This window comes from Flavobacterium sp. (genome assembly GCF_024642105.1).
GTDB lineage: Bacteria > Bacteroidota > Bacteroidia > Flavobacteriales > Flavobacteriaceae > Flavobacterium.
Map to the genome: position 1 here is coordinate 101,128 of NZ_JAHEBT010000055.1, position 15,846 is coordinate 116,973.

The following is a 15,846-nucleotide window of genomic DNA, read 5'->3' on the forward strand; positions in this document are numbered from 1 at the left end:
ATTACTTTTTAAACCAAGTTTATTTTTTTTTCTGAAAAGGTATTTTTAATAAATTCTTTAGATTATTGTGTTCTTCGGGTTGTAAATGCGTGTCCACTCCGTATACGATTTCTTCTCTTGGTAAAACCATAAAAGTGCCAAATAGTCTGTCCCAAATAGAAAAGATGTTTCCATAATTACTATCGGTATAGGGCATGAGGTAATGGTGGTGTACTTTGTGCATGTCTGGCGATACAATGAAATAGCTCAAAAACAAATCGACTTTTTTAGGCAAGGCAATGTTAGCATGATTGAATTGGGTTGCCACTACAGAAAGTGTTTGGTATAAAAATACCATCCACATTGGGCTTCCAACTAGAACAACCCCTAAGCTGGTAAATACAAATCGAATCACACTTTCGCCAGGATGGTGTCGGTTAGCTGTCGTGGTATCAATCCAAGTGTCGGTATGGTGAATCAAATGAAAACGCCAGAACAATTTTAATTTGTGTTCGATCAGATGCACTAAATAGGCACCGATTAAGTCTAATAATAGCAATCCAATGATGGTGTATATACCAATTGGCATTTCAGGCAACCATTGTAAAATCCCAAAGTTATTTTGATAGGACCAATCTGCCACTCGCAATAAAATGAAAGCCAGACAAAAATTAACGATGATAGTCGTTAGGGTAAAAAAGATATTGATCCCTGCATGGTGCCATCTACGGTATTTAAAATTAAACAACGGAAATGCATTTTCTATTAACCAAAAAATAGTGATTCCACCTACTAAAATTAAGGTACGATGTGCAGAAGGAATAGTCGAAAAATAATCAATAATTGTTTGCATATTGGAACGATTTGAATCCAAATATAAACAATTATTTAATGGTTCGGAAGGTTAAATTGATTCGTGTGCCAATGGGTTTGGCCGTTTTTGGGATTTGGTGTTTCCAAAAATGTTGGGTACTTCCTTTCATTAGTAAGAGGCTGCCGTGTTCCAATGTGATGCTCTTTTTAGCATCCTCCAGATTGTTGTGTTTGAGTTGGAAAACCCGTTCCGCACCAAAGCTTAGCGAAGCAATAATGGGATTGGTACCTAATTCTTTTTCGTTATCGGCATGCCAACCATTACTGTCTTTCCCATCGCGGTATTGATTGAGTAATACGGTGGTGAATTGGCATTGGGTAGTCGCTTCGATATAGTATTTTATTTTTTGCAATAGGGTATTCCAAGGATGTGGGTGCATCGTGATATTGGAATAGGAGTAGGGTTTTCCTTCATTGCCATACAAAGCGGTTAAACGCGGTTGCGGATGTGTTTTTCCGTAAATTGTGATGTTATCTTGTTGCCAGGCTATTTCTTGGAGTAATTGAGTATAGATGGTATCTGCTTGTTCTTTGTCAAAAAACTGCGGATAATAGATGATCTCAGCGTCTGGCAAGTCAAGCGTTAGGGGTTCTGAATTGAATAGTGACTCCAAAGGGCTAGTTTTTGGTATCATTGACATTCATAATGACAATCGCCAGAATGATTAGCACAATTCCTATCCATTGCCAAGTGTTGATGTTCTCATTCAAAAGGAAATAGGCCATCAATACCGAAACGGGAAGTTCTAAAGCCGAAACGATACTGCCTAAGCCAATTCCCGTTAGAGGAAAACCTGCATTGAATAATAATGGCGGAATAATGGTGCCGAAAAGCGCTAAGACGATTCCCCATTTGGCAAAAATTTCGAAATGGAAATCTCCTGTTTGATTGGCGATAGCAAATCCGAAGACAATTACGGCACCACCTAACAACATGAACAAACTGCGTTGTGCTGATGAGACCCCAATGCCCACTCGGTTAGCGGTAAACATCGTAGTGGTAAATGAAGCGGCAGATAATAGTCCAAGCACAATGCCGCGCCAATCGAATGCAATTTGATTTTCGATGATATTCGTTGCCAAAGCCGTTCCTAGCAGTACCACTAGAACCGATGTAATTTTTTGAGCGGATGGTATTTTCTTTTCGAGTAGCATTTCAAATAGCACGCCCATCCAAACCGTTTGCATCAAGAGTACAATGGCAATAGAAACGGGAATGTATTTAACCGCTAAATAATAAAAAACACTGGTCATACCTAGCGAAGTTCCTGCAAGTAGTAGTTGTGCTATCGTTTTTGGAGCCGCTTTGGTAGCTTGGTTTTTATTTTGAGCTTTTTGAATTGCATTGATGAGTAGGATTCCTGTAATTCCGTACACAAATTGCGCTATAGTTACTTCAGGCGTGGTAAAACCTTCGGCATAAGCCATTTTTACAAAAGTAGCTAACATACCATAACTGGTTGCTCCAAGCGCAATAAGGAAAACGCCTTTTAGTTTTGAACGGTTGGTCATTAGGAATTGATTTGTTTTCGATCCATTTCTGATAAATCACTCAAATGCAAACGCAAGGCATTGACTGAAATGCTGATTTCCCAAAATGATATCCCTAACGAAATGAGCAGGCTCAACATGCTGAGTCCAAAGAAATACAAACTAATTTCTTGTTCCCCAAAAAACAATAACAACATAGCAAAAACAGACAAGAACAAACACAACACCCCTGCCATTTGCATGTAACGAATTAACGTCAGACGCAGGTTGAGGTTTTTGATTTCTAATAAAATCATGCTGTTTTCTTTCTCTTTGTACACTTTTTTTAGTCCGCGAATAATACTCGCAATGGTCAAAAATCGGTTGGTATAGGCCAACAGAATTAACGAAGTTGCCGAAAAAAGCAAGGCTGGAGTTCCTATTTCTAAAGTCATACTACAATGAATGTTGTTTCAGTGGGCAAAGTTCGGTATTCTTTGTCATAGTTTTAATTTTTTTACCAATAACTTCAATTGGATGTGTAACAAAAGAACGGTGTAGTAGTCTAAATAGCCAAACGAAATTATCATAATGAAAAAGATTTTTATTTTACAAGCCTTATTTTTTGGAACTATTCTCCAAGTTACTGCCCAAGAGACTACTAAAAAAGCGCAGGAATTAAAAGAAGTGACGATTACCAAAACCAAGAAAGCAGTCGAGCAACGCGCTGACCGAACTATTTTTGATTTTGCTAATCAGCCGAGTTTGAGTTCGGGTTCCGTTTTGGAAGGATTGAAAAAATTACCAGGTTTAATTGCTTCGGATATTGCAGGAATGATGTACCAAGGGAAACAATTGGACGTGTATATGGACGGAAGACCCTTGAATATTTCTTCCAATGAATTGAACGGATTTCTGGAAGGAATGCCGGCGAATGCCATTGAAAGAATTGAGATTGTAACCCAGCCAGGTGCGGAGTTTCCAGCTACTTCGGGTGGTGCTATTTTGAATATTATTACCAATAAAAATGCGAAGAACTTTTTGAGTGCTACCTATACCAATAGTACTAATGTGACTACTTACGATCGTTTGCGATGGAGAGTGAACAACAGTGTTTTGTTGAATGCCAAAAACAAATACTTTGGTTGGCAGTTGAATATGGGGCAAAACTACAGAGAAAGCGCCATGTGGACTTCGTTGATTAAAGAAGAAAACAACAGCCAGACCTTACTTTCTAAAACGGATGCTGACAGAACCAATAGAACCAATTTTATTAAATCGGCAGTGACTTTTGATTTGAAAAAAGATCGTTTGTTGTTGAATTACGATGTGAATTACAACAACAACGGAAGCACCACATTAGCTAGCGGAACGGGTTATGCTACTCAAGACGATTCCAATACGAAAGGATGGCGTCAAGATGCGGTAGCGACCTATCAAAAACGTTTTGAGGACAAGACCAAAAAATTGGATTTTAAATTCAATTTCAATCGCAATCAAAGTGATTTTGTATTGAACTCTTTAGGGAATTCAATACCGGTTTTGGACAATTCCTCAGACCAAAAATACTACAACTTCAAATTTGATTATTCGCAACCCATTGCTTTTTCTGACGAAGGAAAAGTAAGTTTTGGAAGTTTGCACGAAGAGCTGTCTTTTCAAACACAAAACAGAGGCGTGACTAATTTGGATTACCAAAGAAAAACTACCGCCGGTTATTTTGAAATGCAAACCAAGTTCAAGAGTTTGAGTTTTATTGTAGGAGGTAGAGCCGAAGATTATAGCATTTCAGGAAAAACGAATACGACTGATTTGACGCCTTTCAAACAGTTTCGTTTCTTTCCAAATGCCAGTGCGCAGTACAATTTTAACAAGTCGGTTTTCTTTAATGTGAATTACAATAAGAAGATTACGTTGCCAAGTACGTCAGCTTTGAATCCGAACAATACCAATTATCAAAACCCGAATATCGGTTATGTAGGAAATCCGAATTTGCAGCCTACGATATTTGACAACTATGAAGTGAAATTGAGTGCGTATGATTATGCTTTTATTGGCTATTCTGTAAGTTCGGCTAAAAATCAAGTGATTCAAAGAGTGAATTTGAATTCCAATGTGGTGGTCAATACCAATGAAAATATTCCCGAGTTGAAAGTACATAATTTCAATATCGGAATGCCGATTCCGTATATGTTGTTTACCAAAGGCCTAGCCGAAACGATGAAAATGAATGTGAATCCGGATGAGATGAACTTTCTATTTGTGTATGCGGCCTATCAGTTGCATCAAATTCCAGCTATAGAAACCAAAGGGTTTTGGGTGTATAATGTAATGTCGCAAATGGTATTGCCAAGCAAAATTAAGTTTGTAGCCAATTTTAGCTACATCACTGCCAAAGGGAATTACTATTATTTCATTGCCAATAAACCGTTCAACAATACGGTAGATTTGTCCTTGTCTAAAAAGTTCTTGAAAGATCAGTTGTCTATTTCTATTAATGCGGATGATATTTTTAATTCCAACCGATTTGTGTTCAATTCCTACAACACGCCTTTGTTGTTGAGTAATAAAATGGATTCGCGTCGTTTTGGATTTAGTATTAATTATAAAATTCCAACGAAGAATAGATTGGCTAAAGAAACTCCTGTTTTATTGAACAAGGATAAAAAAGAAGAAACGGGAATTATTGGAAATTAATAATCTTGTTGTTTTTGCAATTAAGGTTTAACCACATAGAAACATAGATTTATGTAAATAAATAAAGAGGTTTTAGAAAAAGCACTATTTTTCACATAGTGATATTGTGAAGAGTGAAACGTCTATCCCAATCTTTTGCTATAGATTTTACTATGTTTTTATGTGGTTAAAACAAAAAACCCTGCTAGTCACTAGCAGGGTTTTTTATTGTTACTCAAGGCACTAGTAAGATGCTCGCGCTAGCGTGGGCACGCGGTAGCATTTATTTATCACTTTCATCACTTTTATCACTTTTGGCGACTATAATACTTTCTGCAATACTATCTTTATTTAGAAAAATGATTAGCTCTTTAGAAAATTTTGATTCGATTGTTGAATCATTTTTTGTTGTTATAATATATTTTATATGTTTTGAATGCGACGAAGATTCAATTTCTGAATTTCCCAAAAGCTCACAAATTTCTGAATATTTTAGACCTTTGATTTTATGATTGTCTAATAAATCATAAAGCATTTTTTCTCTGTCTTTGTAGCAATCTTTTTGCTGATTCTTTAACCACAAACTTTTATCAAATTTTAGTTTAGTTACACATTCAACTTTTTTTTGACACGATTGAATTATCAAGATATTTAAAAGTAAAAAAAATATTTTAGTAAATTTCATGAGTTCTTATTTGCAAGGGTTCGATAAAGGTTAATGCTAACTAGTTTATATGCGAAACTTTCAAACTTGTATCCTGCTATTTGGGCAAGATTGGCGATTATAATTATTATATCATTCTATACTTTATACAAATTATCCAACTTAATAGTACAATTAAATGTATTAAAAATGAAAATTTTGTTTGTTTTTCCATTAAAAACCCTCTCACTCCATTAACAATTAATAAAATTACATTTATTACAATAACTATAAAAACTGAAAACACATCTAAGTTTGGAGTGCATGGACCTGATTTAAATTTTCCAGAAAAATTTATAGCAGCTATTATTAAAATAGAAATTACATAAAATGTTATCGAAAATAAAGCATTTTTCTTTTCTGGATTCATTTTTAATTTTGGGTTTTTATGTTTATCAAATATATCTATTTTCTTGTAAAATAACATTTCTTGAATCCAAAAAAAAAAGCCACCCTTTCGGGCAGCTTTACAAAGTGCTTGTTTTTTGAGCTTATTTAATCAACTCAAAACTACGTTTTACAAAAGCCGTTAAAGCTTCTCCTTTTAATAAGTTTTGAGACAATTTAGCCAAGTCTAAGGCTTGTTTGACCAAGCTTTCTTGAGAGGTTTTGTCTTCGGTGTTCAAAATAGTGGTGGCCAAATCGGAGTTGGTGTTTACCACTAAGTTGTACATTTCTGGCATGTTGCCCATACCAAACATACCACCGCCAGATTGACTCATTTCTTTCATTCTACGCATAAACTCTGGTTGCGTAATGATGAATGGCGCCGACTGACTGTCTAAGGCTTCTAATTGTACCGTGTAGTTTTGTTTAGGCACAATCGTTTCTACTACCGTTTTTAAACTCGTTTGTTCTTCTTCAGACAATTTAGAAATCGCCGTATCTTCTTTCTTGATTAAATTATCAATGTGGTCTGAATCGACACGTACAAAACTAATCTCACTATTGTCGCCTTCAATTTTTTGGATGAGGTGAGAAATAATTGGCGAATCCAACAACAATACTTCGTATCCTTTTTCTTTGGCAATTTCGATGTACGAATGTTGTGCTTCTTTGTTATTGGCATACAACAAGACTAATTTGTCGTTCTTGTCGGTTTGCTTTTCTTTCAGTTGTTCTTTCAATTCGTCCAAAGTGAAGTACTTGTCGTCTACTGTTGGGTACAAAACAAATGCCCCTGCTTTTTCATAGAATTTATCTTCAGACAACATTCCGTATTCCAAAACGATTTTAATGTCGTTCCATTTTTGCTCAAAATCGGCACGGTTGTCATTGAAAAGTGCTTTTAGTTTATCGGCTACTTTACGGGTGATGTAATTCGAGATTTTCTTTACCGCAGCATCCGCTTGTAAGCCTGAACGCGACACGTTCAACGGAATGTCTGGTGAGTCGATGACTCCTTTTAACATCGTCAAGAACTCCGGTACAATTCCTTCTACATTGTCAGTCACAAACACTTGGTTTTGGTACAACTGAATTTTGTCCTTCTGAATTTGTAAATCCGATCCTAATTTAGGGAAGTACAAAATCCCCGTTAAGTTGAACGGATAATCCACATTCAAGTGAATGTTGAATAGCGGTTCTTCAAACTGCATTGGGTACAACTCGTGGTAGAACTTTTTGTAGTCTTCCTCGTTTAATTCAGCCGGTTGTTTGGTCCAAGCTGGATTTGGGTTGTTGATGATATTGTCTACTTCGATAGTCTCTGGTTTTGCGTCTTCGGCAGCCCCTTCTGGTAACGGAAGTGTTTCTGTTTTGGTTCCAAATTTAATTGGAATCGGCATGAATTTATTGTAACGATTCAGTAATTCTTTGATTTTGAATTCTTCCAAAAACTCCAAAGAATCTTCGGCGATATGCAAAATAATTTCGGTTCCTCTGTCGGTTTTGTCAGCAGGTTCCAAAGTAAATTCAGGACTACCGTCGCAAGTCCAGTGGGCTGCTGGTTCGTCTTTGAATGATTTAGTGATGATTTCTACTTTTTCAGCCACCATAAAAGCCGAGTAGAATCCAAGACCAAAATGACCAATAATTCCAGAATCTTTAGCCGAATCTTTGTATTTGTCTAAGAATTCTTCAGCTCCAGAAAAAGCCACTTGGTTGATGTATTTTTCTACTTCGTCAGCCGTCATCCCTAAACCTTGATCAATGATGTGCAGTTTTTTGCCTTCTTTGTCAATTTTTACTTCAATAATGGGATTGCCGTACTCTACTTTGGCTTCGCCAATACTTGTTAAGTGCTTTAATTTTAGGGTAGCATCTGTTCCATTTGAAATCAATTCGCGCAAGAAAATTTCGTGATCGCTGTATAAAAATTTCTTGATTAATGGGAAGATATTCTCTACCGAAACATTAATTTTTCCAGTTGTCATAATGTATAAATTTTAAGTTTAAATTGATGGAAATTTAGTTTTCAAATAGAATACCAAACCCCTTTGGAGTGACAAATTGGCATTTGGTCGATTTTCTAATTGAGAATGTTCGAACTGTTTTTTCTTCTTGTATCTTTAGGTTAGTTTAATCGTGTAATACAGAAAAAAATGAAAAAAATAATTAGCATTGGCAGTAGTGTTGTATTGATTTTAGTAAGCTTAGTGAGCAGTTGCGACTCCGTTAAAAACGCTAGCAATACACAAAAAGGAGCTGTGATAGGTACCGTTGGAGGAGCTGTAATTGGCGGTATTATAGGGAATAATGCAGGAAAAGGAGGCAAGGGGGCTATGGGAGCAGTTTTAGGAGGTGTTATTGGTGGAGTTGCTGGCGGCGTTATTGGTAACCAAATGGACAAACAAGCTAAAAAAATTGATGAAGCTTTGCCCGGTGCCGAAGTACAACGAGTAGGAGAAGGGATTCGTTTGGTTTTAAATGAAAATGCGATTCGTTTTGATACCAACAAGTCAACTTTGACGACTCAAGCCCAACAGAATTTGGATAAACTAGTTCCGATTTTACAAGAATATCCAGAAACGAATATCCAAATTTTTGGGTATACCGATACTACAGGTACTCCAGAATACAATTTGACACTTTCACAAAAAAGAGCCGAAACAGTGAAATGGCATTTGGTTTCCAAAGGCTTAAAAGCGAGTCGATTTACAACGGTTGGCAACGGAATAGCAGACCCTATTGCAACTAACGATACCCCAGAAGGAAGAACCCAAAATCGCCGAGTAGAATTTGCCATTACGGCCAATGAACAAATGATACAAGACGCAAAAAATGGCAATTAACTATTCATAACATCCCATTGTAAAAGCTGTTCTTTTAAGGTGCAGCTTTTTTTTATTGAAGTATTCAAATTAAACATTGTAAATTTGGCTTCTTTAAATCAAACCATGCTGGAACTTAAGAATATTACATTTACGTACATTGACCAAGCCGTTATTGATGGGCTTAGTTTTGTGGCGCAACAAGGACAGAATATTTCTGTCATTGGCGAAAGCGGTTGTGGTAAAAGCACCTTGCTGAAGTTGATTTATGGTTTGTACGATTTGGATTCGGGAACTATCAATTATAATGGAAATCCTATTTTAGGACCCAAATACAATTTGATTCCGGGTGAAGATTATATTAAATATTTGGCACAAGATTTTGATTTGATGCCTTATATTACTGTGGAAGAAAATGTAGGTAAGTTCCTTTCGAATATCTATCGTGACAAAAAGAAAGCCCGTGTGCAGGAACTACTTGAAATGGTTGAAATGACTGAGTTTGCCAAAGTCAAAGCTAAATATTTGAGTGGCGGTCAGCAACAACGTGTAGCTTTGGCCAGAGTTTTGGCCTTAGAACCCCAAATTTTATTGCTGGACGAACCTTTTAGCCAAATCGATTCCTTTCGGAAAAATGCGTTGCGCAGAAATGTATTTCAGTATTTAAAAGAAAAGAAAATTACTTGTATCATCGCCACCCACGATAGTACCGATGCCTTGTCTTTTTCGGACGAAACAATAGTAATGCAGCACGGCAAAATCATTGCCAAGGACACGCCTCAAAACCTTTACCACCATCCTAAAACAATTTATATAGCCTCTCTGTTTGGCGAAGTTAATTCGTTGGAACTGGATGGAAAACTACATTTGGTATATCCTCATCAACTCAAGCTGGATCCGAAGGGGTTGTTGAAAGGTGTTGTGCAACAATCCTATTTTAAAGGGAGTCACTATTTGATCGCCTTCACTTCAGGTTCTCAAACCTTGTTTTTCGAGAACGAATCTGTATTAGATGCAGGAACGCCAATTGCTGTGCGTATTTCAATAAATTCATTATAAGTCGGCTAAATCCGATTTATTTAGTACTTTAGATTTTGGAATCTTTTGTAAAAGAAAAAGGATTGTCTTAAAAATTAATATAAATAAACTCGTTGGGTGTAATTATTAAAAACGTCAATTCGAGTGTTTTTTGTGAAATTAAATGGAACAAAAAATGTATCGAGAATCGTTTTTAATGAAATTTTACGTGTTCTCGATACAATTTTCTTTCGAAAATCACTCGAACTGACGTAAAATTATCATCAAAAACTAATTATACCCAACGGGCTTAAATAACCTACTATGTACCACTCAAAAATAACAGGATTAGGATTTTATGTTCCTGACCATGTAGTTACTAATGATGATTTATCTAAAATCATTGATACGAATGACGAATGGATTCAAGAAAGAACTGGGATTCAAGAACGTCGCCATATTGTACCAGGTCAAGATACGACCACTTCTATGGGAGTCAAGGCGGCAGCCATTGCGATTGAACGTTCCGGTTTGGCCAAAGAAGACATTGATTTTGTCGTTTTTGCCACTTTAAGTCCCGATTATTATTTTCCAGGACCGGGTGTTTTAGTGCAACGCGATTTGGGTTTACGTACCGTGGGTGCTTTGGATGTTAGAAACCAATGTTCGGGATTTGTCTATGCCTTATCTGTGGCTGATCAATACATTAAAACCGGAATGTATAAAAACGTTTTGGTTATTGGTTCCGAAGTGCAATCCACTGGATTGGACATGACGACTCGTGGTCGTGGGGTTTCGGTAATTTTTGGTGATGGAGCAGGAGCGGCGGTTTTAAGTCGTGAAGAAGATTTGACTAAAGGAATTTTATCTACGCATTTGCATTCAGAAGGGCTTCACGCCGAAGAATTGATTGTGAAAGCACCTGGAATGGGCGGTCGATGGGTAACGGATATTTTGAAAGACAACAATCCAGAAGACGAAAGTTATTTCCCGTATATGAATGGTCAATTTGTGTTTAAAAATGCAGTGGTTCGTTTTGCGGAGGTAATTAATGAAGGATTGGAAGCCAATAATTTGCAAGTGGCTGATATTGATATGTTGATTCCGCATCAAGCGAATTTGAGAATTTCGCAATTCATTCAGAAAAAATTCGGATTGAAAGACGAACAAGTTCATAATAACGTGATGAAATACGGTAATACCACCGCGGCATCTATTCCGATTGCTTTGACTGAGGCTTGGGAACAAGGTAAAATCAAGTCAGGAGATACCGTAGTTTTAGCGGCATTTGGTAGCGGTTTTACTTGGGCAAGTGCTATTATTAAATGGTAGTTGTTGGATAGTAACTATTTTTATTAAAATTGTAAACCATTAAGTAATTAAGGTTCATTAAGCGCTTAATGAATCTTAATTACTTACTGGTTTCTTTTTTTAAATTTGCCACAGATTTCACAGATTATACTGATTCATACGGATTAAATCCGTTGAATCTGGGGCGAAAAAAAATATAGTAATTCTTTGTTTTGTACATTTTGTCTATGTCTCCTTGCCTGCGGCAGGCAGGTATGTGGTAAAAAAAACTTTAAAAATTGTGAATTATTTCCAATAATAAAATCCGTGTAATCTGTGTAATCTGTGTCGAAAAAAACAAATAAAAGCTTTTTTAACCTACTAAAACCAATACAAAAAAAGGCTATTCTATTTCCTTCTGAAATCCTTATATTTGCACTCTTAAAAAAACAGATTCAATGTCATTACAACACATTCTTACCCCATCAATAACAAAAGCGATTCAGGATTTATTTGAAGTATCCGTTGATAAAGTAGAGTTTCAGGCTACCCGCAAGGAGTTTGAAGGCGATATTACCATAGTTATTTTTCCTTTGTTGAAATTGGTGAAAAGTAATCCGGTAGAATTAGGAACTCAAATTGGGAATTATTTGGTGGAGAACGTTTCAGAAGTAGCCCGTTTTAATGTGGTGTCTGGATTTTTGAATATTGTAATCTCCGACTCGTACTACTTGAATTTCTTTAACGGAATCAAAGACGATGCGAAGTACGGTTTTGTAACACCAAATCCTTCAGACAAGGCGGTAATGGTGGAGTATTCTTCACCAAATACCAATAAGCCTTTGCATTTAGGACACGTGCGTAACAATTTGTTAGGGTATTCGGTGGCTGAGATTATTAAAGCTTCGGGTAAAAAAGTGTACAAAACCCAAATTATCAACGACCGTGGGATTCATATTTGCAAGTCGATGTTGGCTTGGAAAAAATTTGGTAATGGAGAAACGCCTGCTTCTACAGGATTAAAAGGAGATAAATTAGTTGGGAATTACTATGTAGCTTTTGATAAAGCCTACAAAGAAGAAATCAACGACTTAATGGCTGCGGGTAAAACCGAAGAAGAAGCCAAAAAACAAGCGCCCATCATTTTGGAAGCGCAAGAGATGTTGCTGAAATGGGAAGCAGGAGATGAGGAAGTAAAATCACTTTGGGCGATGATGAACCAATGGGTGTACGATGGTTTTGCGACTACCTACAGCAATTTGGGCGTTAACTTTGATAGTTTTTACTACGAAAGCAATACCTATTTATTAGGAAAAGATGTCGTTCAAATTGGTCTAGAAAAAGGCGTTTTTGAAAAAGATCCAGACGGTTCGGTTTGGATTGATTTGACTGACGAAGGTTTGGACCGAAAAATCGTTTTGCGTTCCGATGGCACAGCGGTGTATATGACACAAGATATTGGTACGGCGATTCAACGTGTGAAAGACCATCCTGATGTAGGAGGTATGGTGTACACGGTGGGTAACGAACAAGATTACCATTTCAAAGTGTTGTTTTTGATTTTGCAAAAACTAGGTTTTGATTGGGCTTCGAGCTTGTATCACTTGTCTTACGGAATGGTGGACTTGCCTTCGGGTAAGATGAAAAGCCGTGAAGGAACCGTAGTTGATGCCGATGATTTGATGCAAGAAATGACGAGTACGGCTCAAACTATTTCGGAAGAATTAGGCAAACTAGAAGGCTATTCAGAAGAAGAAAAAGCCAAATTATATAACACGATTGGTTTGGGTGCTTTGAAATATTATATTTTGAAAGTAGATCCTAAAAAACGCATTTTGTTCAATCCAGAAGAGTCGGTTGATTTTGCTGGAAATACAGGGCCGTTTATTCAATATACGTATGCGCGTATTCAGTCGATTATTCGTAAAGCGACTTTTGATTTTTCGGCTACAGCCAAAACTACTGACTTGCACGAAAAAGAAAAAGAACTGTTGAAACAAATTGAATTGTATCCAGAAGTGATTCAGAATGCAGCTCAAAATCACAGTCCGGCTTTGATTGCCAATTATACGTATGAGTTGGTTCGTGAATACAATTCGTTTTACCAAGCGGTGCCTATTTTAGGCGAAGAAAACCAAGAAAAGAAAATATTCAGAGTCCAATTGTCTAAAAAAGTTGCTGATACGATTGCTTCTTCTTTTAGTTTATTAGGGATCAATGTTCCGGAAAGAATGTAAAATTGAAATTGTATTATAATAGAAAACGACCTTTAGTAGAGGTCGTTTTTTTGTTGGTATACCAGCTGATTTTTGCTGTTTATTTATATTATTGTTATCGATAGTTAGTTGGGGATTAAAGGTTTTAAGTCATCCAAAAATTATAAATAGTAATAATTGTCCAAATTCCATGAATTTTTTTAAGAAAATAACTATGTCCGGCAGCACTATCTATATATGTATGGTAAGTAATAGAAACAATACAATTTTCATAAGTATAGTCAAAAATGGGTTCACTTATTGAAATAATATTTTGTCTTTTTTTAGTTTTTAAAAATAGTTTTTCGGTATCTTTTCTAGTCAAACATTTTTTGCCGTTTAAAAAATTAGAGTTGTAATTTAATTCGGTTGTTAATTTTGAATTCCAAAAACTAGCACTACTTTTTTCAATATTTACTTCGATTTCATTTAATATTTTTTCAGAGACTTCAAGTCCAGTTTCTTCTTTAAAAATGGTTTTGTCAAAAAAAGTTTGTGGTTTTTCACATTGGACATAAAGGTTTAATGCTCCTTTATTAATTTGCTCCTCAATGATTTTTTTAAAAACCTCAGATTGTGAGTTGTTTTGTGAATAAACCAAAGATGTAGTAAGTAATACTAGTATTTTTAATGCTTTTTTCATAAGTTTTAGAAGCAATTTTTTGGTTTTATAAATTTTGGATTTGAAAGTTTAAAATTATTGACTAATCATTAAAATCAAAATTACAAAACAAACTTTAAATCCATTTCACTTCGTGCAAAGTATTTTCTAATATTAAAAAGCTAAGCAAGAGAATTAGATCAGATGATGTTTTTGCTTTAGTGATAGATAATTTATGCTATTTAATTATCTAAGTATTGAATTGCCTAATTATTGAATTAGTTTATCTTTGCATTTCAAAAAAAGTAAATAGTATGTTTAGTAATTTAAGCGATAAATTAGATAAAGCCTTTCACGTATTAAAAGGACACGGAAAAATCACTGAGATTAACGTAGCGGAAACTTTGAAAGAAGTGCGTCGTGCGTTATTGGATGCCGATGTGAACTTTAAAATTGCCAAAGATTTTACTGCCAAAGTAAAAGACAAAGCGATGGGTCAAGATGTATTGACGACATTGCAACCAGGGCAGTTGTTAGTGAAGTTGGTGAAAGACGAATTGACTGAATTGATGGGGGGCGATGTAGCTGGAATTAATCTTTCGGGAGCGCCAACGGTCATCTTGATGTCGGGTTTACAAGGTTCTGGAAAAACTACTTTCTCTGGGAAATTGGCTAATTATTTACAGACTAAAAAAGGAAAGAAACCACTTTTGGTGGCTTGTGATATTTACCGTCCGGCGGCGATTCAGCAATTGTATGTGGTAGGAGATTCTATTGGTGTTGAGGTGTACTCAGAACCAGAAAATAAAAATCCTGTTGAGATTGCGCAAAACGCCATCAAACACGCTAAAGCCAACGGTTTTAATGTTGTGATTGTCGATACCGCAGGTCGTTTGGCAGTAGATGAGGAAATGATGAACGAAATTGAACGCGTTCATAAAGCGATTCAACCGCAAGAAACCTTGTTTGTTGTGGATTCGATGACCGGTCAAGATGCGGTGAATACGGCTAAAACCTTCAATGACAGATTGAACTTTGATGGGGTTATCTTAACCAAATTAGACGGAGATACTCGTGGTGGAGCCGCGCTTTCTATCAAATCAGTAGTGAACAAACCGATTAAGTTTGTGGGTACTGGCGAAAAAATGGAAGCAATTGATGTGTTCTATCCAGATCGTATGGCAGAACGTATTCTTGGAATGGGAGACGTTGTGTCATTAGTAGAAAGGGCGCAAGAGCAATACAACGAAGAAGAAGCAAGAAAATTACAGAAGAAAATTGCGAAAAACGAATTTGGTTTTGATGATTTCTTGGCGCAAATTCAACAAGTGAAAAAAATGGGTAATATGAAAGACTTGGTCGGAATGATACCAGGCGCTTCTAAAGCCATGAAAGATGTAGAGATTGAAGACGATGCTTTCAAACATATTGAAGCGATTATTCATTCGATGACCCCTATCGAAAGAAGCAAACCCGCTTTGATAGATATGAAACGCAAAACGAGAATTGCCAAAGGTTCAGGTACTAAAATCGAACAGGTGAATCAATTGATGAAGCAGTTTGAACAAATGAGCAAAATGATGAAAATGATGCAAGGTCCTGGAGGTAAAAACCTCATGAAGATGATGGGCGGAATGAAAGGAATGCCAGGAGGTATGCCGGGGATGAGATAATTTAGATTTTCAGAATATTAGATTTTCAGATTGTCAGATTATTAGCATCTAAAGCTCTAAGAATCTAACCATCTAAAGATCTAAGCCAAAAACAACT

Annotated in this window: 14 protein-coding genes; 6 read left to right on the forward strand and 8 right to left on the reverse strand. The window is 36.2% G+C overall.

Annotated elements, in window-relative coordinates; genetic code table 11:
- Positions 1–19: 19 nt before the first annotated feature.
- From Q0L65_RS11520 to Q0L65_RS11535, 4 genes are read right to left on the reverse strand one after another with little or no spacing between them, the layout of a single operon-like run.
- Positions 20–832: a sterol desaturase family protein gene (locus Q0L65_RS11520; RefSeq protein ID WP_296686474.1), complete on the reverse strand. Its 813-nt coding sequence runs from the start codon at positions 830–832 to the stop codon at positions 20–22.
- A gap of 31 nt (positions 833–863) precedes the next feature.
- A complete protein-coding gene (locus Q0L65_RS11525) occupies positions 864–1,487 on the reverse strand; it encodes an alpha-ketoglutarate-dependent dioxygenase AlkB (protein ID WP_296686477.1) in 624 nt (207 codons plus the stop codon).
- Positions 1,471–2,364, reverse strand: a complete 894-nt coding sequence (locus Q0L65_RS11530; RefSeq protein ID WP_296686479.1) for a DMT family transporter — start codon at positions 2,362–2,364, stop codon at positions 1,471–1,473. The genes Q0L65_RS11525 and Q0L65_RS11530 overlap by 17 nt, the downstream gene beginning before the upstream one ends.
- Positions 2,364–2,777 carry a DUF2721 domain-containing protein gene (locus Q0L65_RS11535; RefSeq protein WP_296686481.1) on the reverse strand — a complete coding sequence of 138 codons (414 nt, stop codon included), beginning with the start codon at positions 2,775–2,777 and terminating at the stop codon, positions 2,364–2,366. The genes Q0L65_RS11530 and Q0L65_RS11535 overlap by 1 nt, the downstream gene beginning before the upstream one ends.
- A 136-nt stretch (positions 2,778–2,913) precedes the next feature.
- On the opposite strand from Q0L65_RS11535, the gene Q0L65_RS11540 reads away from it, so the two are divergent.
- Entirely contained in the window at positions 2,914–5,019 is a 2,106-nt protein-coding gene (locus Q0L65_RS11540; protein WP_296686482.1) for a TonB-dependent receptor, read from the forward strand.
- A 262-nt stretch (positions 5,020–5,281) separates the two neighbouring features.
- On the opposite strand, the gene Q0L65_RS11545 is transcribed toward Q0L65_RS11540, so the two are convergent.
- From Q0L65_RS11545 to htpG, 3 genes are all read right to left on the reverse strand, one after another.
- Complete coding sequence (locus Q0L65_RS11545; protein ID WP_296686485.1) at positions 5,282–5,683, reverse strand: hypothetical protein; 402 nt, start codon at positions 5,681–5,683, stop codon at positions 5,282–5,284.
- 106 nt (positions 5,684–5,789) lie between these two features.
- The gene (locus Q0L65_RS11550; RefSeq protein ID WP_296686487.1) at positions 5,790–6,071 is read right to left on the reverse strand and encodes a hypothetical protein; all 282 of its coding nucleotides are present in this window, start codon (positions 6,069–6,071) and stop codon (positions 5,790–5,792) included.
- A gap of 121 nt (positions 6,072–6,192) precedes the next feature.
- Positions 6,193–8,076, reverse strand: a complete 1,884-nt coding sequence (htpG, locus tag Q0L65_RS11555; protein ID WP_296686490.1) for a molecular chaperone HtpG — start codon at positions 8,074–8,076, stop codon at positions 6,193–6,195.
- A gap of 168 nt (positions 8,077–8,244) precedes the next feature.
- Between htpG and Q0L65_RS11560 the strand changes: the two genes are divergently transcribed.
- The 4 genes from Q0L65_RS11560 to argS all read left to right on the forward strand — a co-directional run bounded on the left by Q0L65_RS11560 (position 8,245) and on the right by argS (position 13,457).
- Complete coding sequence (locus tag Q0L65_RS11560) at positions 8,245–8,934, forward strand: OmpA family protein (RefSeq protein ID WP_296686492.1); 690 nt, start codon at positions 8,245–8,247, stop codon at positions 8,932–8,934.
- A 105-nt stretch (positions 8,935–9,039) separates the two neighbouring features.
- Positions 9,040–9,972 carry an ABC transporter ATP-binding protein gene (locus tag Q0L65_RS11565; RefSeq protein WP_296686494.1) on the forward strand — a complete coding sequence of 311 codons (933 nt, stop codon included), beginning with the start codon at positions 9,040–9,042 and terminating at the stop codon, positions 9,970–9,972.
- A gap of 282 nt (positions 9,973–10,254) precedes the next feature.
- Positions 10,255–11,262 (forward strand): beta-ketoacyl-ACP synthase III, encoded by a 1,008-nt coding sequence (locus Q0L65_RS11570; protein ID WP_296686496.1) that lies wholly within the window; start codon positions 10,255–10,257, stop codon positions 11,260–11,262.
- 416 nt (positions 11,263–11,678) lie between these two features.
- A complete protein-coding gene (argS, locus tag Q0L65_RS11575) occupies positions 11,679–13,457 on the forward strand; it encodes an arginine--tRNA ligase (protein WP_296686498.1) in 1,779 nt (592 codons plus the stop codon).
- A gap of 124 nt (positions 13,458–13,581) precedes the next feature.
- Here argS and Q0L65_RS11580 read toward each other — a convergent pair whose 3' ends face one another.
- Positions 13,582–14,118: a hypothetical protein gene (locus tag Q0L65_RS11580; RefSeq protein ID WP_296686501.1), complete on the reverse strand. Its 537-nt coding sequence runs from the start codon at positions 14,116–14,118 to the stop codon at positions 13,582–13,584.
- Positions 14,119–14,390: 272 nt separating this feature from the next.
- Here Q0L65_RS11580 and ffh point away from each other — a divergent pair, with 272 nt between their 5' ends.
- Positions 14,391–15,749, forward strand: a complete 1,359-nt coding sequence (gene ffh / locus Q0L65_RS11585; RefSeq protein WP_296686503.1) for a signal recognition particle protein — start codon at positions 14,391–14,393, stop codon at positions 15,747–15,749.
- Positions 15,750–15,846: the final 97 nt, after the last annotated feature.